Here is a 25881-nt window from a genome sequence, read left to right as displayed (position 1 = left end):
TCAAAAATTTTCCTTCGTCTGTTTGACCTCTTACAGAAAAACGGACGGAAATCGCATCGATATGAGAAAAAGACAGTCTTTGATATTTTAGGTGTCGTTTATCAGTGTACTGTATCCAATCTAAAGCAGAAAACTGCATAATATTTAAAAATACACCTTATCAAGGTTTATTTGGTATGCGTATTTTTAAGAACAAATAAACAAATTATCAAGCATGTAGGCAACAAGAACGGAAGTTCATGAAAGACCCACCCTTAGCTTGATGGGCATGTGACGGTACCCCTTCTTTAACTTTATTAAAATACTTTCCACAAAATTTTTCCGAAGCTATTACTTAAAATCCCCTTTTATTACGATGCCCCCTCCCTCCTTCTCTCCAAAAAGGTAATACTCTCAATCACAACTTCAGTTCTATATATTTTCTTTCCTTTCTCATCATCGTAATTATTCGTATGAATACGCCCTGTAATTCCAACAAGTGATCCCTTCGTACAGTATTTTGTTACATTTTCAGCTGCTCTTCGCCAAACGACACAATTTATAAAATCTGCTTGTTGTTCACCTAAACTATTTCGAAATCCTCTATTCACTGCAACACATATTCGTGCATAAGCGACGCCTTGTTTTGTGTAGTATAATTCTGGATTCTTTGTCAATCTACCGATTAATACAACTCGATTCATCATAAGTTATACCACCTCGCATGTTTTTCTTTATTGTAAAGAAAAATGTGTGAAGGGTAAAAAGGATAAAATTATATATTTCTAAAGTAAAAAGTATTACTTTACATATAAAAAAGCAAAAAAGAAACCCTACATATTTTGAACATGTAAGGTTTCAAGATATATTATATTTCACTGCAAGAGATGTAATACCCTCCGCGAGCCATCTTTATTTCAGCGCTAAACAATGCATCGTCTAAGTAGAATGTAATCGGTTTAACTTTACTCTCAAATTTTAGTAGTTCATTACATTCAGTTGCATACCCTTCAATGGCTGAAATAATGCATTCTGCTGACGGATATGTTAAAGCATCATCTAGTTCTATGAAAAAACTTTTAGAAAATAGTTTTTTCATAATCCCTTTCTTCTCTTTCATCATATTCCATCCCCTTCCATTCAAACTTCTAACATCCACATTATACCATTCATTCAATTTATCTTTGAAAATAAAAAAATCCTGCACATTTCATGCAGGATTTTTTCATTAGTCATTTTTCGTAAAGTAAGAAACGAAACGAAGAATTTCTAAGTATAACCATACTAGAGTCATCATTAGACCCATTGCACTGTACCATTCCATATATTTTGGAGCTTGGCTACGTGCACCGCTTTCGATTAAATCGAAATCTAGTAATAAATTTAATGCAGCAACTACAATAACAACCGCACTAATGATAATACCGATTGTACCGCCCTGGTGAATATATGGAACAGTTACACCGAACATATTTAATAAGAATACGATTAAATACATAACCATAATTCCCATTGTCGCTGCAATTACACCCGTACGGAATTTATCAGTTACCTTTACAACACGTGTTGCATATAAAACTAACATTGCAAATAGAATTGAAATTGTAAGTAATACAGCGTTTAAAACGATAGAATCGCCAAATTTCATTGTATAAACTGCTGAAATACTTCCTAATACAACTCCTTCTACCGCCGCATAAATTGGCGCCCCAATTGGTGCCATTCGCGGGAAGAAGATAGATGCAAATGCGATGATTGCCGCAATTACTAATGCACCAATTAACACTGGCATTTTCATCGTACCCTGCATCATCTGTATGTATGAATAGACAGACGTTGCAAGTAGCAAGATAAGCATGATAAACGTTTTGCCTACTGTTCCGCCAATAGTCATCGCAGAAGCGCTTGCTCCCTCTTTACGAAATGCCTCTTTTTTCAACATTGGATTAGATGTTCTCATTTTTTCCCTCCTAAAATAGGTTCTACCAATAGTGTAAAGTTTTTCTCTTTACTTTTCAATATATGCAGCTTGTTTTTATTTTAATCCTTCAACGATATCTGATAGTTCACTCCATCTTTCCATCGTTTTTTCTAGCTCTTCTTCTGTTTTCTGCTGTGCTTCAGATAATTCTTGTGCCTTTGTGAAGTCAGATCCAACTTTCGCAAGTTCTTCTCCAATTGACTCAATTTTCTCTTCTAGTTCGGCAATTGTATCTTCAATTGTTTCCCATTCACGCTGCTCATTGTATGAAAGTTTACGTTTACGTTGTTGTTTTGGAGCTGCTTCTACTACTTTTTTCTCTTTTTGAACTTCCGCTTTCTCAATAAGTTCTTTCGTTTTTTCCATTTCTAAATAATCTGTATAACTACCTAGGAACTCACGCACTTCTCCTCCGCCAGTAAAGATGAACAGTTCATCTACTACTTTATCTAAGAAGTAACGGTCATGCGATACAGTTAAAACGACACCTGGGAAATCTTCTAAATAATCTTCTAGTACTGTTAATGTTTGTGTATCTAGATCATTCGTAGGTTCATCAAGTAATAGTACGTTTGGTTCCCCCATTAAAATACGTAATAAATATAAACGTCTTCTTTCACCACCAGATAGTTTACCAAGCGGTGTACCATGTGAATGCGTCGGGAATAAGAAACGTTCTAACATTTGAGATGCACCAATTACTTTTCCATCTGTTGTATGAATAACTTCTGCAATCTCTTTAATGTATTCAATCATACGCTGATTTAAATTCATCTCTTCATTTTCTTGCGTATAATAAGCAACTTTTACAGTTTGTCCTACTTCAACTTCACCACTATCAGGAGATAACTTGCCTGCAAGCATATTTAATAGAGAAGATTTCCCGCTTCCATTCGCCCCAATAATTCCGATACGATCGCCTGGTTTCACAATATGATTAAAATTATGTAATACCGTCTTATCGCCAAATTTTTTCGTTACATCTTTTAACTCAAGTACTTTCTTTCCTAAACGACTTCCACTTAGTGCAATATCAACTGACTGTTTTGCAGCTGGCCCTTCTTGTTCCTTTAACTCATCAAAACGCTGAATACGCGCCTTTTGTTTCGTAGAACGGGCTTTTGCACCACGGCGAATCCAAGCAAGTTCACGACGATATAAATTTTGGCGTTTGGATTCTTGTGCCAATTCTTGCTCTTCACGAAGTGCTTTCGCTTCTAAAAATGTACTATAGTTTCCTTCGTAGCTATATAGTTTACCATTATCTAATTCAAAAATACGATTCGTCACACGATCTAAGAAATAACGATCATGGGTTACAAGTAATACCGCACCTGTATATCTTGCTAAATATTCTTCTAACCATTCAACTGTCTCATGGTCAAGATGGTTCGTAGGCTCGTCTAAAATTAATAAATCAGGTGTTTCAATAAAACACTGTGCCATTGCGATACGTTTTTTCTGTCCACCAGATAAATTCCCAACAGTTGCAGTGAAATCTGTAATTCCTAATTTCGTTAGAAGAGATTTCGCATTTGCATTTGCTTCCCATGCACTCATTGCATCCATACGTTGCTGCACTGCAAATAATTGTTCCTGTACTTTTTCATTACTTGGATCTTTTTCAATATTTAATAGTGCTTTTTCATAATCACGAAGAAGACGAATTAAAGGTGTATCACCATGGAACACTTGCTCTAATACTGTTAGTTTTTCATCAAACTCTGGTTGCTGTGATAAATAACTAATTGTATATCCACGTGAATGCGTCATTTCACCTGTATCAGGAGTTTCTAACCCTGCAATAATTTTTAATAATGTTGATTTACCAGTACCGTTTACACCAATAATTCCGACACGTTGTCCTTCTGTAATACTACATGATAATCCATCAAATAACGGTTTTTCTCCGTATGATTTCGATAAGTTCTCCACAGTTAACATTTTCATATTTGTGCATTCCACTCTTTCATAAATTGTTCTATAAACTGTTCCATATAACGATGACGAACTTCAGCTTCTTGTTTTGCTGCGTTCGTATTCATTAAGTCTTTTAATTTTAAAAGTTTTTCATAAAAATGATTTAAAGATGGATCGTTATTTTTTCTATACTCTTCTTTCGTCATTACTTCACGCGGCGGAATTGTTGGATCATACATTAATCTCCCTTTCGCTCCGCCATATGCAAATGTACGTGCAATCCCAATTGCCCCAAGGGCATCTAAACGATCTGCATCTTGAACAATTTTCCCTTCAACTGACTCAACTGCGCCGCCATGCCCACCCTTATAAGACATATTGGCGATGATATGAAGAATATGTTTACTTTCTTCCTCATCTACATGTAACTCTTCTAACCAATCAGAAACTTTTTTCATTCCTGCTTCTTCACTTTCATTTAACTTTTCATCTGCCACATCGTGAAGTAATGCTGCCATTTCAATTATAAAACGATTTCCTCCTTCTTGCTCGGATAAAGAAATCGCCAGTTTATGTACGCGCTCAATATGATACCAATCATGCCCACTCGCATCTTTTTCTAAAATATTTTTTACAAAAGTAATTGTTTTTTTAATCTTTTCTTGTTTTGTCATTTTATCTTCACCCAGTTTCTTATTGTAACACGCCCGCCTTTTTTCATCACATATTTTCTTGTCCGCCCATACACTAGGTGGTAGGCATCATCATGAAGGAGGAATAAACATGTTCTATAATAATCAACCGCCTTATCCACAACAACCATTTTACCCTCAGCAACCGGAACAAAGATATACAGAACAATATGAGGAACAAGAATTACAACAGCCAGAACAACAATACGAACAAAATCCATACGCTACACCGCAAGCTCAAGAACAACAAAATCCATACGACACACGTCCAAATTATGAATATCCTCAAAATCCATATGCAGCACCGCAAACTCAAGAACAACAAAATCCATATGACACACGTCCAAATTATGAATATCCTCAAAATCCATATGCAGCACCGCAAACTCAAGAACAACAAAATCCATATGTAACTCAGCCACAACAACCACAATACCAACAACAAATGTATCAACCCAACTACGACGCACGTGTCTCACCACCTAAACCACCAACAATTGATCCAATGCAACCACAAATTTTACCACCAGGTCCGACTTTAGATATTACACAACCACAAATTTTACCACCTGGGCCTATTACAGAACCGACTCAACAACAAATTCAACAAGTTGTCGGTACACAATTTTTACCTTTAAAGAAACCTGTATTAGATTTCGTAAAACCTTGGGTAGATTATGGTTTAAATGAAGCGAAACATACTTCACATAAACACGCTTTAACAGAAGTCGCTGCGATTATGTTTTTAGTTGGAAAAGGATATAACCCAACAATTGCTCATTATATCGTTGAATCTTGGGAGAAGAATGAGCAGTTTTAGGGTTGTTTATTTGATAAAACATAAAAAACACAAAAGTGCCAAACCCCTTATACCACAAGGGGTTTGGCACTTTTTAATATCTAGAACAAATTTTATTAAAATAATTATTTTTATAGATTTTCATACTTTTTTATATAGTACGTGAACAAAATGTGAGCAAATATGTGAACATATACAGTACAAAATCACACCTTTGTATACACATTTTTAGAAACATTTTACGTTTATCAAACAATAACCGAAAGATGTACCTGCAACCTTATCATATAAATAATGGATATTAAAAAGAGGACACTATAAGCGCCCTCTTCCTTAGGTTTTAAATATGTTCTCCATGATCCATAAACACTTCAATTGCTTCGTTTTGTGGTATGTCTTTTACATTAGTAAGACCAAAAGTAAAAACAGCGGATAACATCATCATTAATAAGATTGCTTTTTTCATTTTAGCGCCCTTCTTTCTATGCTCTTTTTGTCTGCATCTAAAGCGATGTGCAAATACTTGCTTGCTTTTCTGTGATTTTCTGAACCATAGAATATTTCACCTAAAAGAGAAGCATATTCTTTTACCCAATCATATAATTCTTCTTTTTCAAAATAAGAAATACCTTCTATAACCACATTTTCTAATTCTTCTTGTGGCGCATAGTTATGTAATGCTCTTAAAATTTGAAAATGATGTCGATAACATAAGTCACTTATTTTATAACCCTTCTCAATGTATTCATTGGCGATATGATTGTAACCTAACTTAAAGTGTTCTCTTGCTAAAAGAAACATAGTCTTAGCGTTATTTTCTAATGAATCCTCTAAGTGTTTAATTGCTAACTCTGGCATGTTTTGACTTGCATATAAAAGCCCTAAATTATGCTTAACTCGTTTAATAGGAATTTCATCATTAGATTTTTGGAAGGTACCGAGTGCTGAAAGTAAATGTTCTTCTGCACTTTCGAATTCATTTAGTCTAATGTGTGCCATTCCTAAAGTATTCAAACATGCAGCAGTTTTCAACTCATACCCTGGGCTATTTGAAAATACTTCATTCGCTTTCGTAGCAAATTGGACTGCTAGTATTGGTTTCAATATGTGATAGTAATGAACTGCAAGCCAATAATTAAATTCAGCTTTTTCAATTTCATCATGCATGTACTCTAAAAACTTTTCAGCTTCTTCAAATTGAATTCTTGCTTCACTATGGTTTGCTGTATTAATAGCGTAAATTGCTTTAAATAAATGATGATAGTACTCTAAAAATGTTTCTGTAGGCTCTTGTAATGGTTCGATCTTGTCCAAAATATCTTTCGAACTATCCATATCGCGTATTAGCAGGTTATACCGCGCATTCAATAAAGCATAGTAGATTAATATTATTTGGTCTTCCTTAATATTATTGATTTTATTTGCAATCTCTTCTTTTATTTTCTTAGACTGTAATACACGTTGTGAAATCATAGCTTGATACCAGTCGTTTAATAATTTTGTGATTTCTTCTTTAGAAATAATGTCAACACTCATCTACTTCTACCTCCCTTTTGTTAAATGTTACCACAACATGTTTGTTTATATAAATGATTTTTTGAATATTCTAACTTGATAAACTTATTTTTGAATATTCATGTTAAAAATTGTTGATTTCGCCTTAATATAGTTTTACATAAAAGTATGCTATAATCATTTTTGGGTATATTGCGTGCCATCAACTTGATAGTGATGGCGCTTTTTTTACACTTCAAAAAAGAACATACGTTCGTTTATAGTGGAGTTAAAAAAACAAAAGTGAGGTATTATATCATGGAATATAACGGCTTTCCTACAGTACAGCATTTCTGAAAAATACAGGCTAAGAGTATGCAAGATTTTATACAGTTTTTTGGCTAATCCAATAACAAACAAGAGCCCTGAACCCACGCCAGGACAAGAATGTATAAAAAGATGAATAGGGTTATAGAAAAAGAAAAAGGCGAATCCCTAATTTCAAAGGGGATTCGCCTTTTTCTTGCTACCAATAATAGGACGTTATGTTAACTTGATGTGAATGGAGCATACATAAGTTGAATTGTGTTTCTTCTTTACAAATAAGTTATATTAATAAATAGAGCAATATATCTTGGGGGTACATATGGAAAAAATGATCGGTAATGTCAGAATAAGAGAAGACTCAGAAGGGATAGAGGTTTTAGTATCACATAAATATTTGAGTGAATGTATTGAGTATATAAACCAACATCGGATTACTCAGATAGCTATAATAGACTGGTATTATAAAAGTGAAGACGTGAATTTTTTAAGTGAATGTCCTACCGTTGAAGAAATATCCTTAGATAGCACTTATTTAAAAGATATATCGGGTTTATATCATATAAAAAATTTAAAAGCCCTTAGTTTAACTGATTCAACTGTTATAGATGGAAAAAATGAAATTGATCTAAGAGCATTTTCTAATTTAGAACGGCTGTTTCTAAATTGGAGCAAGAGGATAAAAGGACTTGGTCATCTCAAAAATCTAAAATTATTATGGATGTGGAAATATGCCCCAAAGGAAAGAAATCTACAAGAGTTGAGTAACTTAAAACAGCTCGAAGAATTAGTTCTTACCCAATGTAGAATAAGTTCTCTCGCAGGTATAGGAAAGTTAAAAAAATTAAAGAAATTAGAATTGAATTATTTACGAACATTAAATGATTTAGGGAATTTAGAAGGCTTAAATCATTCTTTACAAAGATTAGAAATTGAGGCGTGTAAAAATATTGAAAACTTATATAGAATTGAGGATTTAAAGGCACTAGAGTTTTTTATTCTTTGGAATTGTGCTGATATACCTTCCATTGGTTTTATTAAGGAATTGCACCAATTAAAGCATTTTGCTTTTGGTGGTACCAATATTTTGGATGGGGATCTCAGTCCATGCATAGGAATTGATTCTATTCACTTTACAGAGAAGAAACATTACTCGCACAAAAGAAAAGATTTCATAAATAATTAATAACTGTAACTTCCGATATCGAAAGTTATGTAAATAAGCTGTCCATATGGGCAGCTTATTGTATTTTTTTGCTTAGCATGATTTTATTCCAAGATGCTGGCGGTTCCCCTACTTTACATACACATAGGCTTCATTTGCAGTTACATAGTATGTTGTGCCTTTACTGTTGTGTACTTTGTATTGTGGTGAACCATTCACTGATACTTTAGCGTCAATAGTAAATCCAAGCCCTTCATCTACCGTTCCTGCTACATCTTTATCAGACCAAGAAGCAGAATCATAGAAACGAAGGTTGTCCACTTTAGAAACAACGCGTTTCCCTACTACAGAACTTACTGCAGAAGTTTGTTCCCCGTGATATTTAATGTAAGATGAGTTGTTATAAATCCATTGGTTACCGCCAAGATTTAACCAATCACCTTGTTTTCCCCATACTTGATATGATTCCCCTTTATTTAATTGACGGATAGTACCATGATTCGTTGATGGTCCACTTCTTAGATTTACGTTAAATCCATCAATGTAAGCTACTCCTGTTGCGCCTACAACGTTTTGAGTTGGTTCTTGTGGTTTTGGTTTAACTGTAACTGTTGAGCCTTCATACGCCTTTTGTACGTCTGCTCTGAATTGTGATTCTGATAGACCATGACTGCGAAGATAATTAATCGGATCTTCATGGTCAGTTCCACCTAATTTGTAAGTAATATCTTTATGTGTCCATAAACCTTTGCTTGGATGAATCCCTCTATCTTTTAAAATCTTAGCTAATAGTTTTACATAACGTTCGTAAGAAGATTTAAATTTATCTGGGTTGCTAGTTTCAGAAAGTTCTACGTGAACAAATCTTTTATTTGCAGCTGGTCCAGCACCATAAGCAACATATTTAGTATCAGCAATTTGAATTGTTTCGTTCCAATCTACAGCATAATGTACAAATGCATTTCTCCATGTTCTAGCTTCATAATTTCGAATGTTAATTGCTGGTGCTTCTGGTGTTGCAGTACTATGTGCAACAACGCCTTCATAAGCGCCCACACCGTAGCGATATGCTTGTTTCGGTAAGTCTTGGATGATTAGTACTCTATCGGCAAATGAAGCCGTAGCAAACGAAAATAAGAGTAATAGAGTCATAAATAATGAGCTAAATAGTTTGATTGGTTTTTTCATTGTGTATTTTCCCCTTTTTGCCAAACAAAAAGAGCACCGTCTTTTGACAATGCTCTCCTTATGTAAGGCGTGTATTTTTTATTTGGTATTATGTTTTTCTTTTCTTGCATCACTTCTTTGGATTTTTGCTTGAATTTCGGATGCTACACTTTCTAATAACCATGCAGGAATCCATTTTTCCCAGCCAATTCGTGCACAGTTTGCTGCGAAACTATTAAAAATGTGGTAGCTCAATCCACCGACTACCATGAAGAAAAAGAAATCAGGTAGTTTAAGAGCAATATCAAATAAATGTGCAAGGGCTGGTAATGATAAAAGCACCACGGTTCTCGTGATGCCCTCAATTCCATATTGTGATGAGTATGTTCCATCTATTTTTGAAGCCTTACTACCAGTAATCCAGTCGAGCATGATAATCCAGCAGTAAATTGAAATCCAAATTAAATTAGCTTTGCCATAGAGTAAATTAATTATTGTTCCTAATCCGCCACCGATAGCACCACCTACTTTAAATTGAGTACTTGTAATAACATCGCTTATATTCAATGCCTTGATGAGTTCGTGAATTCTTTCCAAGTTCTCACCTCCTTTCAAATTTTGACCAAAATAAAAAAGCCTGCTGCAGCACGCTCAATTTCGATAAAGTTATATGTTCATTTTCTTCCACGCGTATTCTAGTGGTTCAGTACGTGGTGGTTTCATTACTGCTTTTTCAGTAGTTTTGCTTTCGCTTCGGGAGAAATTAAACATAACCCCTTTTCGTGTGGTGGTTTGTCTCACCCCTGTAATATACATGTTACTGATTTCTAATTTTGAGCCTTTGCGTATTTGTGGTTTACGTTGTACGGTTTGATACAGTGTTTTCGGTTGAATTATGATGCCTTTTATTGTCATAAAATCACCAGCCTTATTCTACTCTTAATGCAATGTTGTACTCTGAAAATGAACTCCATACACTTGAGTAGTAGGTGTTAAATAATTTATATTTCTGGACTTCTCCATCTTGAGAAATTTCAACGATATCGCCAGTTACAAAATTTGAACCCCTATATGTGTAAAGGCCATCAAATTTTGCTCTTAATCCATCTATGTTATCTCCCATAAAAAATGATGTGAATATTATATTCCCTTCTAAAGATGGTGCTTTTAAAAATACTTTATCCCAAATGAAAGTAGTAATAGGAACATTTTTTAATCCCTCATATATAAGTTTACTTCTAGCAGCTACCAGTGCTGAAGTTGGGTACCAATTTGGACAAGCGCTCACCAATACACTAAAAGGAGAAGATATAGGTGTGAATTGTTCTTGTTGATATAGTTCATCTGGAATGCCAAATAAACCTATTACAGTTTTTCCTTTTCGTTCTGGAAGATTATCATCGTTTTCATAAACACAATAAATAACAATGTCTTTATCAACGTATAAATATAGGTCCACCATAGCAATCGCTTTACTAATAGTATTAAAAGTAGTGTTGCTAGTTGTTTTCCCTTGATGAAAACATAATGGATAGAAAGGGCCAGGTCCTCCGAAGGTAACATCCTTCTCTTTATCATATCGTTCAATTAATCTAAAGCTTGCATCAGTAGCAGAATAAGTTCTTATATCATAATCTTTATATTTCCCTGCTATAATATCTTGGCTACTTGCAGTGACGTAATCGAATGGGCGCAATTCTATAGAATGGTTCTTCATACCGTCGTTACCGCTTGAGTACATAACATAAATGGTATCTTTTGATGGCGCATCAGAATTTAATTGCTGCCATCCAGCCTTTTTCATTTCATCGATAATCTTCATAAAGACTTCTTTTCGCTCTAGTCTGTGTAACTTACAAATTTTATTTGTCATTTTATATGTTCCTCCTTAACTTAAACGTATGGCTTTCATAGAAACATTAAAAGTAGAGTTTGCTACGCCCCTATTTTCTATATAAAGATGGACCTTGTTTGTATGATCTTTATCCTCGCAAGGAATGGCTAAAATATCATATGTTCTTTTTTCTGATAAACTTTTATAAATTTGATTCCCATTCTCTTTTTGGTCGTACAAAAATAGCATTGCTTCTACGTTTGAATCATTTGTAACTTGAATCGTGCGAATATCGTATTTGTTACAACCTACATCCAATGGAGTATATAGAGTTTTTCCTGGTTCAATTGTAATTTGTACATTCCTCTCAATAAGGATTGACGGTGTAATCTCGCTTTCGGATGTATATCTATATAATTTCATTACAGTTCCCATATTGTATTCACCTCAATTATGTTTTAGTTGAATATTAAAATAAATTGGTTCGAATGCTAGGAAATTTGTATCCTTCACAACCTTTACCCAAAAATCACGAGTACTTTGTGCGGCTACTGAATCAATCTGTATTTCATTTAAATAGCTTGTCCCATCTAACGAAATCAGCGCCCAGGTGTAACCGACTTTCTCCATGTACTGCTGTATGGATAGTTTTATATTTGTAGCAGCGCCGATGTTATCATTTACGATTGTCATTTTTACAATGCGCTCATTATTCACCATGTAACCTAAATTCGTTGGATCCGTTGTATTTAATTCTTCGCTATTCATTTTGATTTGCAGGGATGAACCCATGCAATACATATCCCCACCGTAAAAGGTAGCTTGTTTCTTTGCTATTAGTTCGTTTTCCTCGTCATATATTTCTATGATTCCTTCAAACTCTAAAGAAGGAAGTAGAATATCAATGCCTGTATGAGCTGCAGCTACAATGTTAGTAGACAGTATATTATCTGCAGTATCTTTTAATACAACCTTATAATTTTCATATAGTTGGCGCAGACGTAACATGTTGCTTGTTGTCATAATAATTTTATTGATGTCTAGCGGTACAAATCCCTCTGCAGTTCCTCTTTTTAAAACAACACCAATTCTTTTTGCTGCTAATGAGTCGTTATTCGCATAATCAAAAAATGTATCTGTCTTTGTGTAAAAGTCCCATTGATCTTCCTTACAAATTGCCATCCACTCTTTATTGATTTGTGAACCATTAGCAGCATAAGATTCAAGGAATTCAACCTTATTCTTTTCGTTTTGATAGAGCAGTAAGCCACCCTCATCTCCTTCTTTTGTAGGAGCATAATCCGCAATAACCTGGATTGCAAAGTTACCTTGCGGTTTATCGATTAACAGCATAACGTCTTTATCTGCAGAATGATTCATACGTAAGAAACCTTTTTTGATAGCATTGTTAAATGCACTTGATAGTGACATAAGCCATTTGGGATTTACGTAATCAAAATCGTCTACAAATATTTTTCCGCTTTCTTTTTCGTATAGCGATACTTGTTTTTTTCGAGAATTAAAGGGAATTAACTCTCCGGCCAAAATATCGATTGCATCAAAATTTATATTAAGGCCGGATAAACTCACTGTATGAACACCCTCAGTTAAATCGAATTTCTCATAAACTAGTGCCTGATGCCTTGTGGAACCATTTTTATAAGAGATGTTTTCGGGTGGCATGTTATCGATTGAAATTTGACCTACATCATACGCAGAAAATAATAAGCCTATAATTCGTAAAGCTGTCCCGAAAAAATTGAATTGTACAGTTACTATTTTGTTGTTTTCTCGACAAAAGTGTAAAGAACCTCCATAGGGTCCAATTGATTTAGATATGTCCCATGCTCCAGAATATTGAAAATTGTTATCCGTATCATCAAACCGTTTCCAACCTGGTTCCGGTTCTTTTAATACATCACCAACTTTAGCACCTAAATCTGCGTAATCAATAGCAGTTAAAAACGTATAAGTAGATCCAGATACACCGGAAGCCCTTCCTTCTGTAGTTACTTTAACGTTATGTTCACCTTTAATTAGATTAAGTTGCTCAAATACGACAAGAGAGTAGCCGGCAGAATAAGCAGGTACCGAACCAACATATCTTATATTATCTATAGTGACTGTAATGTTAAATGCATGAGTTGTAAAATTTTTCAATAATATACGCACTGCAGTCCCTGTAAATTTAAAATAAAATGAACGACCTAAAGAGTCACCGACATACCAGGAACTATTCCGCTCTAAATCGTTAGAATCCCCAACTGCACGCCATTTATCTCCTGTAATATTTCCGGTTATGTCTACATTTGAAAAAAACTTACCTGGTTTTGCATTCTCTAAAGTGCAATATTCACGGGTCCACCCTGGTTCTGGTTGCAATAGGTTTTTTCCTAATTGACTTGCCATTTTACCACCTTCTCTTTATCTTGTTTTCTTCCAGTTTGAATTTGTCCACCACGATTGGCGACTATGTCGCAGCCATAACTTCGGATCATTATTCTCTTTTTCAATCACTAGTAATTCATCTGGTTTTTCTGTATCTAGTACTCTCGCCATTTTGAATCGTTCATTATCCTCTAGAACTGATTCTCGTTCTGGCATACGTTCAAACTGTTCATATTCCTCTGCAACGCTTTCTAATTCATGTCCCCTATCAAATGTATCAACTTCGTTAGTCACAGCGTCTACAATAGCCTGTCGCTCTAATAATTCTTGTTCACTAACGATTGCATATCGTTCAGATTCCCTTGCTGCATCTACAGTTTCAATTACATTTGTATCTCTCGTTATAACTTCTTTATCGGCTGGTGTTATATCAGAGATAATTCCGCTTTCAAATTCACGTATACCGGTAAAGGCTTCTTGCTCTGTAATAAGAGCTTGTTGTGTATCCTGTTTATAAGAAATATCTAATGATATATGTTCAGTATCTAAGATAACTGGAACGATGTCAGAAGCCACTTCTTCAATTACTGCAGTTGTATGTTCTTTTATTGCTTTTTCAGATTCAATTGTTTGATCTAGTTTCATCTGCATCACATTTAATGATTTAGATGAATTATTAAATAAGGAAATACGTGTTTCTAGTTCTTTTTGAACACGGCCGAACAAATCGAATTCTGGAAGATATACAGGAATACCAAGGCCCTCAAATAAATCAAACTCTTCTATGTTAGCTTGAAATTCTTTTTCTGTTTTATTGGCAACTTCATTAGTATCTACATGGGTAATAATTAAGCGTTCTTTTAATCCGAATGAAGAAATTTCATCTACATGTGTAAGTACCGCAGTACCTTCTATATCTGCTTGATCCAGTTCAACTACAGTTGCTTGCAACTCATTTTTCACTTCTGCAAAAGTAACGTCTGGCGATACGCCTTGTAATTCTTTTAAGATACGGTGAGAATAATCTGCAGTAGTAATACCGGCATTTATTTCATGTAATCTCTCCGCTTCTTCTGCGACAATTGTCTGTATCTCGAATATGTTTTGCGATTTATTTGCATCGTCAGTTCCGGAAATATCTTTAACAGATAATACCCGTGAAGCATTTTTAACTTCTTGTCTTACCTCTACAGCTGCTGTAAATACATTTTCTTTATTTGCGATTTCTTGTTGATCGGCATAAATAGAATCAAGTGTTTCTACGATACGTTCAAATGCGTGTGTTGTATCTACATTCGCATACTGTTCTTTTGTTCTTGTAAATGATGCAGCTTCATTTCTTTCGGTATCAAATACATTTATTTTCTTGCTTACTTCATTACTTGCAATAACATCTGCACCAAGTTCTATTGTTCGGATAGAGTGATCCAGGTTAATTTGTTTTACATTTATGTCACGAATTAAATACGCACTTTCTATATTTTCATAAGGGAGCAGGTTCACGCTTTCTATTTCTTCTAAGCGGTTCGATACATATTGTGTAGCAATAGATGTTTCAATGTCCCTTTGCATACGAGCAAATAAATCATAATCCGGAAGATAAACCGGTATACCCATACCATTGAACAAATCAAATTCTTCTATAATCCCTTTAACTTCTCGCTCTTTTGTACCAAATTCAAATTGTACTGGAGCATGAAGAAGTATTTCTTTTTGCTGTATATCACCAGTTTCATTTTCGACAATAGATACAGGATATATATTTGGAACTGCAGTAGATAAAGTAACTTCTGCATGTGTAGCTTTTAGCTCCCTGGTAACAATATCGCTCGTTTCATTATGCATTGATACAGCTTCATAATCCGTTGTAACTCTGTCGGCCATAAGGTCATTATAAAAACACTCACCGTATACAATACGCGCAACATTTACCCATTCCGGTAATACTTCCACACCTGCAGCGAATTCACGTAACTTACCTTTTAGTAAATCCTGCTTTATGATCGGCGCAACTTCATATTCATTCGTTATAAGATTTGTTACATCAGAAGCGTGTACCATTGCTTCTATCTCGCTTGGTTTTGTGCTCTCTACCCCTTCGATATGGTTTATATCGAAAATTCGCCTATGTTGTGGTGATGCTTCTGCAGAAATTAGTTGAACAAAAATATTGTCCATTCGTTGCGAATGCTGCATTTCAATATTGGCCACATTTATATTTCGATTTAAATCAAAATCAGTTGTATTTGAAATGTAGGCTTCTACCTCTATTTGTCGCAATGCATTCTCTACAACATCTGTTAAAATCCCTTTTGCTTTTACTTTTGTGGCGGTTACTCCTGCGTTATCTTCTTTAACAGCCTTATATCTCGCATAAGGAGCAATACAAATTGGATAATCAACATCATTTTTATTTTCTGTATTTGCTGGTGTAATAGAAAAAGAATAAACTTTTTCATTCCTATCTGGTCCAGAACCAACGACAACAACATGACTTTTTTCTTTGGTACATATAGAAGGGGAAGCAATAGAATAAACTTTTTCACTCATTCTTCTGCTACCCCCTTATGCTTAAATATCTTCTTTGTAGATTGCTAAACCAATTGGATTAAATGGTGTTGCTTTTGCTTGTGTCATAGGACAAACGGGCGTTGTCGGTAATGTGTAACGATATAATTGAGCCATTTCATAAGCGCCTGTGATTTCAGAACCAATAACCGGTGCTTCGTTAAATGTAACGGTCTTATCGTCTGCATTGTATACATAATCCGTTTTTTCTACTTCTTTACATGAAATGAATAATCTTAACGTTTCGCCTTTTGGCTTATGTTCTAGATGAAATACTTTACGGTGTCCGTCACCTTGTCCAAGTACTTCATCTACAACTGTTTTTTCAATTTCTAGTTCGTCTGCTTGCTGGATATTCTTTGGATGAACTGCATATACATCATCCAGCTTTCCAACATAGCCATCATTTGGATGCACAATATAAATTTGAGATAAATGATATTTACCACTATAAACCGATGGATTAAAGCGTCCTTGTCCACTATCTACTGACATATCATGAGTAATGAAAGCTAAATAATGATGCTGGTACATGGCTCCTGTACTTGATTGTGATAATTGAACCGTTTCGTTTCCGTTTGATGTATCAGAACCGTAATCAAGTGGCGCATTACCGATTTTCTTATTTGGTGAATATACAAATTGATCGCCTGGTCTGCAGCCGCTTAAAATAATCATGTTTTTTCTTGGTGCCACATCGAATGTATATAATTTTCCGATATACAATGGAACGAATAATGCACGAACTGGATTTGGTGTAGGATCTACACGCATAAACATAATTAGGCGGTCCTTATTGGCGTTCCCATACAGATAAACAACAGAATCACGATTTAACTCCTTAGAGAAACGCTGCTCTGGTGTAAAACTAATTGATGTATAAGGCGATGGGTTCACAAAATTAATCGTAGAATATACTTCGCCCATAATACTTTCCATCTTTTGTACATCGAAACTTGTTTTTGCCGTTAATGTATCCAGTGTTCCGTCTTCTTTTGGTAATAAGAAATAAATACCGCTAATCTTAATTGTTGTATCTGCTGCGGGTGCGGTTTTAAATACAATTTCCGTTTCAGTGAACGAATACTCGCTAGGATCAACAATAGTATTATCCTTGTAAACTACGGTCCTGCTTTCGTCAAAGTTAGGGAATGGCAATGCGAAGTTCTTTTTCGTTCCATTTCCTTTTCCTAATTCCCCTAATTTATCACCGGAAAGGATCTCTTTTTCAATAAAGTATCGATTGAAAGTAAATAGCAGCATATCATTGTTTGGCTCATATGTGTTGATAGCTAATCTATATTCGCATGTTACTTTATCGCCTTTTGCAATAGCGGTAGTGAATGTTATTTTTCCTGTAGTTGCATCCACCTTATATTTACTCTTTTCTTGCTCAAACCCATTTACATATACAATGACAGAAGGGCCAAGAACAGGAGAAACAGGGATAGAGAAGTCTTTCTTTACTCCATCCCCCATCCCTAATTTACCTAATGGAGAATCTGCAGAAATAAACCGGCTATCAGTGAAATCAGAATCAGCAGTGTCATACGCATTTGCTATACCGAATCTTCTACATTCTCCATCACTTCCTAACGATTCAAACAACCTTACATCAATAAATTTTGAAATGCCGCTCTTAATTTGGAAAAATAGCGTTCGTTTCCAACCGTTATCTGCAAATAGTTTTTCTAATTCTTGCGGTAATGTTTGTAAATATACGACTTTATCAAACCACATATATGTACACTCCTTTATACTGTTTTCTCAAAAATACCTAATCCAGCAGGACGATACGCCGTAGCAGGTCTTTTTGTAATTGGTGAAATAGCATCTACATTAAAGAATTTGTAAATGTCATGCGAATCCGGACAAGTATTCTTTCTAACTTTTAATCTATCGCCATTTAATAGACCTAGTGGAGACAATAGGATCATATAAGGTAAATATCCACGTACACCTTCATCTGGATGAACAATATAAGCACGGGAAGTATGTACTTTATTGCTATAAACAGACGGGTTAAATTGATATTTATATTCATCATTATCTTGCGACTGCCATGATAGTGAGTATTGGCCACCGTCTGTCCCTACACGATCTGGTGGCATTGCGTTAGGTGCTACATTCCAAGCAATATAATGAGCCTGGTACCTCGCTCCCAATCGTGAACGTTTAATAATTACGTTATCGATGCCGTTACCTGGAGAACGCGGATATGACTTCATAACAGGCATATAGGACTCTACATTTCTATATGGTTTCGGGTCGTTAAAATCGAATTTATGTGATGCATCCTCATTGCCTGTATCGAATGCGGTTCCTGCCCACAATGCATCACCTAATGTATCATCATTTGCGTAACTCTCTAATTGCCCCATGTAAAGCGGTGTAACTGGAACTACATTATTTTCAAAAGCTGGTGTATTATCAGCTTGTATTAATAAAACAACGCGACTTTCATCAACTTGGCCATTAATTCGAACCAATGAATCCGGCCACCAATTTGTTTGAGCATTGATACCTTGTAAATTTGTATTTCGTAATGTTACTTTCACCCAAGGGGACATCATGACTTGTGTTTCTGCTTCATCATAAGAGTAAACTTTATATGTACCGAAACCATTTGGATTTGACTTTTGAGTAATTCCTATTTTAGTTAATTCCACATCTAATAATATTTTCTCAAATTTGTTAGGTTCATAAGGGAGAACGAGTACACCTTCATCAGCAACGCTTGGTTCATTTTCAATCATGTAAACGTAAAAACAAGAACGATCCCTACCACTCTCTAGACGTTTTTTACCGTCTTCAGCAAAAGCTTTCTTTCCTTCTTCATTTGTGAAGTTGTATTTAACCTCTGATTTTTTAATTGACCATTTTGAAGTTTGAGCAATCCCATAAATAGAACCGCTATTGTTCTTCACTAACATGTGTTTACTCATGCCAAATTCAAATTTTGTATCATCGTCAGATTTCTGTTCCATATCTGGATAAACAGCTCTGAAAAATGATTTTACTTTCTTCCATCCGTTAGCGATTACCAATTTAACAATTTCGTCTTGGAATTCGCCTTCTGTATACATTTTTTCAACGTATGCCATCTATTACACGCTCCTAATCTCTTAATAGTTGGTAATTAAGCCATATAGCCTTTTTCTCTGCGGATGCATTGTGGTATTCAAACTTTAGCTCTGCATTAGCAGGTATAGGTTTTACAATGGAGAAATTAAATCCCTCCGGCACATCTTTTACATAAACCTCTTTAAATACTTGTTGGCCATTAATAAATAAATTCCAGTAGTCCGAGTCACTGTAATGTGAAGCAGCAACAGAAAAAGCAATCATTTCTGTTTCGAATGGTAATGAAAACTTATCTAAATGAATTTCATCATGTATACCAACTCTTCGCCCTTGTATGAATGGCTCTGTTTTTGTTGGGAAGTAAGGTGCGTCGAATCTTCCACCAGCCATATAGGTAACAGCAAAACTCATCAATACGCCCCCTTATCTTAAAAAGTGCAATTCAAACCAAACTGTTTTATCAAGAATTCCTTGATTATGGAATCGAAATACAATTGTGTCTCCTGCTTTTACTGCTTTATAAACCATAAAATGCATACCTTCCGGGATCCGCTTTGTATAAATATCTTGGCAAACGGTTTGCCCGTTCACGATTAAATCCCATTTATCATCTAATTCGTAAATAGAAGAACTAACACTAACTGCATAAATCTCCATGTCTGCAGGTAATGTATATTTCTTTTCATCGGTTTTAAATGATGTAGAATCCATAATGAAACCAGGTATGAATGGTTCTGTTTTAGTTGGATGAAAAGGTGGATCTAATCGGCCACCAGCTAAATAGGTTGTTTCAAACAAGAGCAATCACCCTTTTCTTGTATTAAAAAATTCCCGTGTATCATTACGACACATCGGGAATTGGTAAATCAGATAGTATACCGTTACCTTTATTAAGAAGTCGCGGCTGCACACGTTCCAATTGTTTTTGTGCATTATATATTAATTGTATCTCCATCTCTTTTCCGGTTACTTTATGGGAGACAAGAACTTTTTCTAACATGCCATGTGCATTAAAAGCTAAATCGTAGTGTAAATATTTATCTCCATCGACTGCAGATAAACGAGCACCGTCACGAATAAGTGTATACCCTTCGGTCATGCCTTCTTTAAACACGTCATTTGGATCATTCCCAGGCATTGGTTTACCACCGGTATATATTTGCCTATCGATTAATCCCTTCATCAAATACATGATTGGATCATATAAGTTTTTTTGCATTATCATAGAATCACCCCTAGTTCACGCGCGTAACAGACCATGTTTTGGCTGGACGCTGGATATAATAGTGATTTGCATCTTGATTTACCCGAGGAAATGATAAATCTGGTAAAGAACCATAATCAAATAAGATATTATTCTGCGTATCCAGTACTTGCAAACGTCCTGTAAGAATCCCTTTTGGGTTTCGTACTGCTTCAAATACGATAATATTCACGCCATATTCAAGTGGAATATCTACATATGTCGGATTGTTTCGGATGAAATAATTCTCTTCGATTAGTTTATCATTACAGTAAATATTTAATAAATCGCCATCCTCTAAATCCCAATCCCAAAGTTTTAAACGTAATGTATCTACATTTACTGTAATACCGGTTATATCTGTATAAGGAGCAGGTTCATACCCATAGTTAACAGTTAAATCTAAAGTTTGATAGAATCCATCATCTGCAGAAATCATTGTATTAATCCCTTTAACAAAGTAATTCCACTGTTGACCAGAATCTCTATTGTAAACAGAAATAACATCAAATAATTGAATCCTTGGATCACCAACTACTGCTACTGTTAATGTTCTGAACTTCTGAATTGCTTTTAAATGATAAGCTGCAGCAACCGCTCTTCTTGCAAAGAACGTTGTCGCCCAGGGCACTTCTATCATTTCCTCTCGTAAATCACCCTGCGATACATTTTTTAATAGAAACGAATTAAGAAATCCGTTTGCGTAATCTCCACATTTAACAACAATACTATTACTTATATCCTGATCAGTTAGCTGCATATCTAAAGAAATAAGGTTTTCCCCTTCTCTAAAACTAAACTTTGCAGGTTCATTAATTGCATAGTCTGGCATTTTCATAAACGTACAACTTCCGTCTGGTTCGTGTTTAATATAATGGAATGTTGTATCTATAATATCGCGAACAATTTCATCCCATTTTTGAAATCTCTTACCGGTTGCTCCTTCTACAATCCAGCTCTGATTGGTTCCAGGAATATTTACTCTGTTACCATGTAGAACAACCCCAGCTTTTTGAAAGAAGAACTTCACAACATCATAAACATTACCGGTAGGTGCAACAATTTCATCTGATCCAGGTGTCGGGATTACTGATTTATGTAAAACCTTCTTATAGGATGTAGTGCAGGTAACTGAAATAGTACCGCTTTCGGCATTTACCTTCACATCAGATACAAAACCATGTATATACGGTAATGCTTCCTCACCGTAGCCAATAGACACTTTAAATTCAGTCTGCGGATATAGCTGGTTTGTATTTGTTACCTCACTGTTATAAAACCATTCTGAAATAGAAGAGAACTTACCATACCAGTTATCAGGGGCCATTTGTCCGTATTCATTCGCAAAGGTAATAGTAAATGTACTAGCAAACTGATCGGCGTTCTCCTGCACTTCTAAGCCTATTACACGGTGTTGTATTTGTACGTAAGAAGAAGAGTCTCTTCTTTTCATATAAACAATTAAATTAGGGGAGTTATTCCCAACCTGGAAATAGCTCCCCAACATTCTAATTAAAGAAATAGATCCTTCTCTCACATTCCATCAACTCCTACTCCTGCTTGTGACATAGATATTAATTTGCATTTTGCTATGACTAGCGTTCCTTTTCGTATTGCATCTACTTCATTCGGTGGGATAATACCCCCATAGGTACCATAATCACCTGTAATAATATGAGGGCGATATATTTCCCTCATGAACTCACGCCAATGATCGATATCGTTGAATAGAGCCGTAAATTCTACTTCACAACCTTTATTCCCCGCACTCTGGTAACGAGGATATCCGTGCATGACATTATAAGTTTTTAAGCCATCTAGTGATTTCGGTAATTTTGTTTGTTCAATCTTTTCGATATTAGGTACATGTCCAAAAGCATAATAATGTACGTCTCGTATATATGCTACATCAGAAGATCCATAACCGATTGTTGTAAATTCAATCGTTTGTGGACCTGCACCTACAAAGATTTCTCTCGCTTCCCAATCATAAGGACCTCGTGCTCTGAATCTCTCAATCCCATTAACCCGAACTACAAAGTATTTATTTGGTAGCATTCCATCAGAACCAATAGGAACCTGGGACAAAAACGAAAAATTATATGTCCCTGGCCATGAGAAATCAATGGTATATCTTATTGTGTCTTTTAACTCTGCAGCCTTTCCTAAGAGATGGTATGAACCAGCTCTTCTATGCAATGTTTTTAATATACTCATACATTTCGCACCGCCATTCCCATTAGATCATCAGCAACTACGTTTTGTAGCAGCTTTCTCATTTTTACAAAGTCGTCTGCAGATTGTAGTTTTTCAACAGCGACTTTAAATGTAGCATTTTGAATTGTTACGCCATTATCCGTTTTCTTCTCAACGTGGGTTTGTCCAGCAAATGGATGTGCAGTTTTACCAATTAAATCAGCAGAACGTGCGCCCATTTGTCCAATTTGATTAGATACATCGGTTACTAGTTTCATTGGTTTAGGTGGAACGACAGCTTTATTTAATAGTTCAGAAGCTTTGTCTACTGCAGGAATCATTTTTTCCATCCCTACACCAAGACCTTCTGTAATATATCCCCCGTATTCCATCATTAACCGGGATGGGCTTCGGATACCAAAGAACTTTAATACGGCTTTAGGTATTCCCGAAACAACGCCTTTAGCTTTTTTTATAAGCCAATCTGCCATCCCTGACATACCTTCACCGATACCCGCGATAATATCTTTTCCCCAGTTAACTGCATCTTTTGCTACGTTTTTTACTATAGAACCAACCTTGCTAAATACATCTTTTACAGTATCTACAACCCCTGTAAATGCACCAGTGATTGCTTTTTTTATAGTTTTAAAGCTACTAACAATAAATTCTTTTATACCGCCAACAACATCGGTTATTGTGTTATATAATTTGTTGAAATTAGTAATTACAAACCCAACAAATTCACGTACTGCACTAATGATTATGAACTTTATAAAATTCCAAGCTGATTGAATCACATTTTTAATTGTGTTCATAACGCTAGAAATTGTATCTTTAATAGATTCCCAAGAAGATTTCACAAAATCTTTTAAGAATTTTAATACTGTAGTAAAGGTTGATTTAATTGCGTCCCAGGCTTTTTTTACAATATCCTTAATCGTATTAAAAACACTGGAAATTGTATTTTTCATTTTTTCGAATTCGGTTTTTACGTACTGCTTTATTAAAGCTAAAGCTATAGAGAAAATTCTTTTAATAATATTCCATCCAGTGTTAAATATATTTTTCCAAGTGTTAACAGCTTTTTGGACACTATTCTTAATGAACTTCCATGTACCTTCTACAATCTTTTTCAAACCGCTTAATGCTAGATTAAAAACAAATTTAATAGCATTCCATCCAAATTCGAATATGTTTTTCCAAATTTTAATATTGTATTCAATTCTTTGTTTTATATATTTCCAAGCTTCTTCTAAGACTTTGCCCAAAAACGATGAAGCAGATTTGAAAAGTTTTTTTGTACCATTCCAAAATCCAGAAAAGAACTTACCTAAACCATTCCATGCCGTTTTTGCACCTTTTACGGTTTCGTCCCAAGCTTTAGAACAGACATCACCAATCCATTTAACAGCTTGTTTGGTGTATTTTACGATGTCATCCCAGTTTTTATAAATTAGATATACTAATCCTACAATTGCTAGTATGGCAATTGTCCAAGGATTCATCAGTAAAGTCATCATGGATCTGCCCAACAGTGCTAGGGCTTTTCCTATTGCACCAAACATACCAATAAGTTTAGGGCCAACCTTTAACAATCCTGCAAATGCAGTACTTCCTAGAAAAGCAACAGCTCTTCCTATCATTCCGAACATACCTATTAATCTAGGGCCAAGTTTTAGGATCCCTGTAAATAGCATTGGTACTTTTGTTAATACTGGTACAAGGAATCTAAACGAGCCAACAAATGCACCTACTCCACTTGTCATAAAGCCCATCATGGCAATTAATGGCCCTAATACAGCAACCATACCTAAAATTGCTACGATACCAATTTGAATTGGCTTAGGAATAGAACTAAATGCCTTTGCAGCAACTTCTACCGCTTTAATAATTGGAGGAAGAGCTACTTCTGCAATGTCTAAAATAGCTTGTCCTAACGGTTCTAATGATGCCATTGTAGTACGAGCAAGTTTCTGCCAACGAACACCAAAGGCTTCTTGCTGCGTTTTCTGTATTTTTTTCATGCTGCCATCAACGTTTTGTAATGCACCATCAGCGTTATTTAGCCCTAATACAGCTTCTGCACCCATGTCTTCCCATTTTGTACCGAATACAGCAACACCAAGCTGGTTTGCTTTTACTTTATCGTCCATCTTACCTAAATCACCTAAGACGGCATTAAATACATCTGCAGAAGTTCCTTTACCTTTATTGAAATTGTCCCAAACCTTTTGAGTTTCTGGGCTCATTTCTGCAAAGGCTTCTGTTACACCTTTTGATCCATCTTGTACACGAATACCGAACTCTTTCACAAGATCGTTTATGTAATCGAGATTATATGAACCATCTTGTGTTCCATTTGCCATAATGGTAAACATCTCTTCTGCAGAAAATCCTGCTTGTTTAAATAAAGGCGCGTATTCGGAAATGTTATCGAACATTTCATTTGAGAAGTTTAATCCTGCTTGTCCACCAGAAGCTAAAAGGTCAAATGTCTCTTTTGCACTTAAACCGAACTGATTCATAAGCTGTCCGGCCCCTCGTGTAACCTCATTCACATCCGTGTCAAAAGTTTTCGCAAGAGTCATAGCGTTCTGCGTAGCTCCCTGCATTTCATCGAAAGAAAGATTCTTCATGTTTTGACTTACTTGTATTACAGCTTCATCAACTTCTTGAATACTTTCTCCAAATCCATCTTTCCAGGTATCTTTTGCAACATTACCAAGCTCTTTTGTAGCTTCTTTTGATAAACCAAGTGTAGATTCTAGCTTTCTATTAGACGCATCAAAATCAGACGCTACTTTTACAGCAGCTGCACCAATACCAGCTAAAGGTAATGAAACACCGGCAGTCATATTTGCGCCTGTTTCTTGCATCTTGCTACCTACATGGCTAATTGATTCCCCTGCTTTTTGAAACTTATCATGCATTCCATTTGCAGTTTTTTGTACACGATCTTCGAATTGTTGTAAATCTTTATAAGCGCCTTCTGCTTTAATACCAATCGTTCCGAACAGTTGGAACATTTCAGCTAACATTTACGC

24 protein-coding genes are annotated in these 25881 nt (G+C 35.4%); 2 read left to right on the top strand and 22 right to left on the bottom strand.

Going from position 1 to position 25881, the window contains the following annotated elements:
• Nucleotides 1-350: 350 nt before the first annotated feature.
• The 5 genes from JDS81_RS27990 to JDS81_RS27970 form a co-directional block, all read right to left on the bottom strand.
• On the bottom strand, nucleotides 351-686 hold the full coding sequence (locus JDS81_RS27990; protein WP_097954720.1) for a single-stranded DNA-binding protein: 336 nt from the start codon (nucleotides 684-686) through the stop codon (nucleotides 351-353).
• A gap of 161 nt (nucleotides 687-847) precedes the next feature.
• Nucleotides 848-1102, bottom strand: a complete 255-nt coding sequence (locus JDS81_RS27985; RefSeq protein WP_016108299.1) for a DUF4318 domain-containing protein — start codon at nucleotides 1100-1102, stop codon at nucleotides 848-850.
• 105 nt (nucleotides 1103-1207) lie between these two features.
• Entirely contained in the window at nucleotides 1208-1939 is a 732-nt protein-coding gene (locus tag JDS81_RS27980) for a Bax inhibitor-1/YccA family protein (protein ID WP_001260657.1), read from the bottom strand.
• A 75-nt stretch (nucleotides 1940-2014) separates the two neighbouring features.
• Nucleotides 2015-3910 (bottom strand): ABC-F family ATP-binding cassette domain-containing protein, encoded by a 1896-nt coding sequence (locus tag JDS81_RS27975; RefSeq protein ID WP_000783187.1) that lies wholly within the window; start codon nucleotides 3908-3910, stop codon nucleotides 2015-2017.
• Entirely contained in the window at nucleotides 3907-4554 is a 648-nt protein-coding gene (locus JDS81_RS27970; protein ID WP_000165952.1) for an HD domain-containing protein, read from the bottom strand. The genes JDS81_RS27975 and JDS81_RS27970 overlap by 4 nt, the downstream gene beginning before the upstream one ends.
• Nucleotides 4555-4663: 109 nt before the next feature.
• On the opposite strand from JDS81_RS27970, the gene JDS81_RS27965 reads away from it, so the two are divergent.
• A complete protein-coding gene (locus tag JDS81_RS27965) occupies nucleotides 4664-5392 on the top strand; it encodes a hypothetical protein (RefSeq protein ID WP_070173136.1) in 729 nt (242 codons plus the stop codon).
• 319 nt (nucleotides 5393-5711) lie between these two features.
• Here the strand turns inward: JDS81_RS27965 and JDS81_RS27960 are convergent, their stop codons facing one another.
• Together JDS81_RS27960 and JDS81_RS27955 are read right to left on the bottom strand one after the other, a co-directional pair.
• Nucleotides 5712-5837, bottom strand: a complete 126-nt coding sequence (locus tag JDS81_RS27960; RefSeq protein WP_000709202.1) for a hypothetical protein — start codon at nucleotides 5835-5837, stop codon at nucleotides 5712-5714.
• Entirely contained in the window at nucleotides 5834-6907 is a 1074-nt protein-coding gene (locus JDS81_RS27955) for a Rap family tetratricopeptide repeat protein (RefSeq protein ID WP_199688658.1), read from the bottom strand. Before JDS81_RS27955 ends, JDS81_RS27960 begins: the two co-directional genes overlap by 4 nt.
• Before the next feature lie 604 nt (nucleotides 6908-7511).
• On the opposite strand from JDS81_RS27955, the gene JDS81_RS27950 reads away from it, so the two are divergent.
• Nucleotides 7512-8375, top strand: a complete 864-nt coding sequence (locus JDS81_RS27950; protein ID WP_097925532.1) for a leucine-rich repeat domain-containing protein — start codon at nucleotides 7512-7514, stop codon at nucleotides 8373-8375.
• 108 nt (nucleotides 8376-8483) lie between these two features.
• Here JDS81_RS27950 and JDS81_RS27945 read toward each other — a convergent pair whose 3' ends face one another.
• From JDS81_RS27945 to JDS81_RS27880, 15 genes are all read right to left on the bottom strand, one after another.
• Nucleotides 8484-9542, bottom strand: a complete 1059-nt coding sequence (locus tag JDS81_RS27945; protein WP_098146191.1) for an N-acetylmuramoyl-L-alanine amidase — start codon at nucleotides 9540-9542, stop codon at nucleotides 8484-8486.
• Nucleotides 9543-9620: 78 nt separating this feature from the next.
• A complete protein-coding gene (locus tag JDS81_RS27940) occupies nucleotides 9621-10118 on the bottom strand; it encodes a phage holin family protein (protein ID WP_000439584.1) in 498 nt (165 codons plus the stop codon).
• A gap of 69 nt (nucleotides 10119-10187) precedes the next feature.
• Nucleotides 10188-10436: a hypothetical protein gene (locus tag JDS81_RS30980; RefSeq protein ID WP_097927028.1), complete on the bottom strand. Its 249-nt coding sequence runs from the start codon at nucleotides 10434-10436 to the stop codon at nucleotides 10188-10190.
• A gap of 13 nt (nucleotides 10437-10449) precedes the next feature.
• Nucleotides 10450-11394: a hypothetical protein gene (locus JDS81_RS27935; RefSeq protein ID WP_097927029.1), complete on the bottom strand. Its 945-nt coding sequence runs from the start codon at nucleotides 11392-11394 to the stop codon at nucleotides 10450-10452.
• A gap of 15 nt (nucleotides 11395-11409) precedes the next feature.
• On the bottom strand, nucleotides 11410-11790 hold the full coding sequence (locus JDS81_RS27930) for a DUF1998 domain-containing protein (protein ID WP_098098986.1): 381 nt from the start codon (nucleotides 11788-11790) through the stop codon (nucleotides 11410-11412).
• Between the two features lie 12 nt (nucleotides 11791-11802).
• Complete coding sequence (locus JDS81_RS27925) at nucleotides 11803-13764, bottom strand: hypothetical protein (RefSeq protein WP_199688657.1); 1962 nt, start codon at nucleotides 13762-13764, stop codon at nucleotides 11803-11805.
• A 15-nt stretch (nucleotides 13765-13779) separates the two neighbouring features.
• The gene (locus tag JDS81_RS27920) at nucleotides 13780-16293 is read right to left on the bottom strand and encodes a hypothetical protein (RefSeq protein WP_098146195.1); all 2514 of its coding nucleotides are present in this window, start codon (nucleotides 16291-16293) and stop codon (nucleotides 13780-13782) included.
• 21 nt (nucleotides 16294-16314) lie between these two features.
• Nucleotides 16315-18051 carry a hypothetical protein gene (locus tag JDS81_RS27915; RefSeq protein WP_098054038.1) on the bottom strand — a complete coding sequence of 579 codons (1737 nt, stop codon included), beginning with the start codon at nucleotides 18049-18051 and terminating at the stop codon, nucleotides 16315-16317.
• Nucleotides 18052-18065: 14 nt separating this feature from the next.
• Entirely contained in the window at nucleotides 18066-19415 is a 1350-nt protein-coding gene (locus JDS81_RS27910) for a hypothetical protein (protein ID WP_098054040.1), read from the bottom strand.
• A gap of 13 nt (nucleotides 19416-19428) precedes the next feature.
• A complete protein-coding gene (locus JDS81_RS27905; RefSeq protein ID WP_098054044.1) occupies nucleotides 19429-19806 on the bottom strand; it encodes a Low copy number virion structural protein in 378 nt (125 codons plus the stop codon).
• Between the two features lie 12 nt (nucleotides 19807-19818).
• Nucleotides 19819-20193, bottom strand: a complete 375-nt coding sequence (locus tag JDS81_RS27900; protein WP_098054047.1) for a Low copy number virion structural protein — start codon at nucleotides 20191-20193, stop codon at nucleotides 19819-19821.
• 43 nt (nucleotides 20194-20236) lie between these two features.
• The gene (locus JDS81_RS27895; protein WP_000605844.1) at nucleotides 20237-20620 is read right to left on the bottom strand and encodes a hypothetical protein; all 384 of its coding nucleotides are present in this window, start codon (nucleotides 20618-20620) and stop codon (nucleotides 20237-20239) included.
• A gap of 10 nt (nucleotides 20621-20630) precedes the next feature.
• Complete coding sequence (locus JDS81_RS27890; protein ID WP_001206679.1) at nucleotides 20631-22175, bottom strand: hypothetical protein; 1545 nt, start codon at nucleotides 22173-22175, stop codon at nucleotides 20631-20633.
• Nucleotides 22172-22855 (bottom strand): hypothetical protein, encoded by a 684-nt coding sequence (locus JDS81_RS27885; protein WP_098146197.1) that lies wholly within the window; start codon nucleotides 22853-22855, stop codon nucleotides 22172-22174. Before JDS81_RS27885 ends, JDS81_RS27890 begins: the two co-directional genes overlap by 4 nt.
• Complete coding sequence (locus tag JDS81_RS27880) at nucleotides 22852-25875, bottom strand: phage tail tape measure protein (protein WP_199688656.1); 3024 nt, start codon at nucleotides 25873-25875, stop codon at nucleotides 22852-22854. The genes JDS81_RS27885 and JDS81_RS27880 overlap by 4 nt, the downstream gene beginning before the upstream one ends.
• Between the last annotated feature and the right edge of the window lie 6 nt (nucleotides 25876-25881).

This window comes from Bacillus cereus group sp. N31 (assembly GCF_016483245.1).
Taxonomy (GTDB): Bacteria; Bacillota; Bacilli; order Bacillales; family Bacillaceae_G; genus Bacillus_A; species Bacillus_A toyonensis.
The sequence above is the reverse complement of the archived record's forward strand: the minus strand, read 5'-3'. Positions and strand labels throughout refer to the sequence as shown.

What these genes read in the sequence shown, in the direction of transcription:
- JDS81_RS27990 (WP_097954720.1), bottom strand. Translation starts at nt 686, where the DNA reads ATGATGAATCGAGTTGTATTAATCGGTAGATTGACAAAGAATCCAGAA.
- JDS81_RS27985 (WP_016108299.1), bottom strand. Translation starts at nt 1,102, where the DNA reads ATGATGAAAGAGAAGAAAGGGATTATGAAAAAACTATTTTCTAAAAGT.
- JDS81_RS27980 (WP_001260657.1), bottom strand. Translation starts at nt 1,939, where the DNA reads ATGAGAACATCTAATCCAATGTTGAAAAAAGAGGCATTTCGTAAAGAG.
- JDS81_RS27975 (WP_000783187.1), bottom strand. Translation starts at nt 3,910, where the DNA reads ATGAAAATGTTAACTGTGGAGAACTTATCGAAATCATACGGAGAAAAA.
- JDS81_RS27970 (WP_000165952.1), bottom strand. Translation starts at nt 4,554, where the DNA reads ATGACAAAACAAGAAAAGATTAAAAAAACAATTACTTTTGTAAAAAAT.
- JDS81_RS27965 (WP_070173136.1), top strand. Translation starts at nt 4,664, where the DNA reads ATGTTCTATAATAATCAACCGCCTTATCCACAACAACCATTTTACCCT.
- JDS81_RS27960 (WP_000709202.1), bottom strand. Translation starts at nt 5,837, where the DNA reads ATGAAAAAAGCAATCTTATTAATGATGATGTTATCCGCTGTTTTTACT.
- JDS81_RS27955 (WP_199688658.1), bottom strand. Translation starts at nt 6,907, where the DNA reads ATGAGTGTTGACATTATTTCTAAAGAAGAAATCACAAAATTATTAAAC.
- JDS81_RS27950 (WP_097925532.1), top strand. Translation starts at nt 7,512, where the DNA reads ATGGAAAAAATGATCGGTAATGTCAGAATAAGAGAAGACTCAGAAGGG.
- JDS81_RS27945 (WP_098146191.1), bottom strand. Translation starts at nt 9,542, where the DNA reads ATGAAAAAACCAATCAAACTATTTAGCTCATTATTTATGACTCTATTA.
- JDS81_RS30980 (WP_097927028.1), bottom strand. Translation starts at nt 10,436, where the DNA reads ATGACAATAAAAGGCATCATAATTCAACCGAAAACACTGTATCAAACC.
- JDS81_RS27935 (WP_097927029.1), bottom strand. Translation starts at nt 11,394, where the DNA reads ATGACAAATAAAATTTGTAAGTTACACAGACTAGAGCGAAAAGAAGTC.
- JDS81_RS27930 (WP_098098986.1), bottom strand. Translation starts at nt 11,790, where the DNA reads ATGGGAACTGTAATGAAATTATATAGATATACATCCGAAAGCGAGATT.
- JDS81_RS27925 (WP_199688657.1), bottom strand. Translation starts at nt 13,764, where the DNA reads ATGGCAAGTCAATTAGGAAAAAACCTATTGCAACCAGAACCAGGGTGG.
- JDS81_RS27920 (WP_098146195.1), bottom strand. Translation starts at nt 16,293, where the DNA reads ATGAGTGAAAAAGTTTATTCTATTGCTTCCCCTTCTATATGTACCAAA.
- JDS81_RS27915 (WP_098054038.1), bottom strand. Translation starts at nt 18,051, where the DNA reads ATGTGGTTTGATAAAGTCGTATATTTACAAACATTACCGCAAGAATTA.
- JDS81_RS27910 (WP_098054040.1), bottom strand. Translation starts at nt 19,415, where the DNA reads ATGGCATACGTTGAAAAAATGTATACAGAAGGCGAATTCCAAGACGAA.
- JDS81_RS27905 (WP_098054044.1), bottom strand. Translation starts at nt 19,806, where the DNA reads ATGAGTTTTGCTGTTACCTATATGGCTGGTGGAAGATTCGACGCACCT.
- JDS81_RS27895 (WP_000605844.1), bottom strand. Translation starts at nt 20,620, where the DNA reads ATGATAATGCAAAAAAACTTATATGATCCAATCATGTATTTGATGAAG.
- JDS81_RS27885 (WP_098146197.1), bottom strand. Translation starts at nt 22,855, where the DNA reads ATGAGTATATTAAAAACATTGCATAGAAGAGCTGGTTCATACCATCTC.
- JDS81_RS27880 (WP_199688656.1), bottom strand. Translation starts at nt 25,875, where the DNA reads ATGTTAGCTGAAATGTTCCAACTGTTCGGAACGATTGGTATTAAAGCA.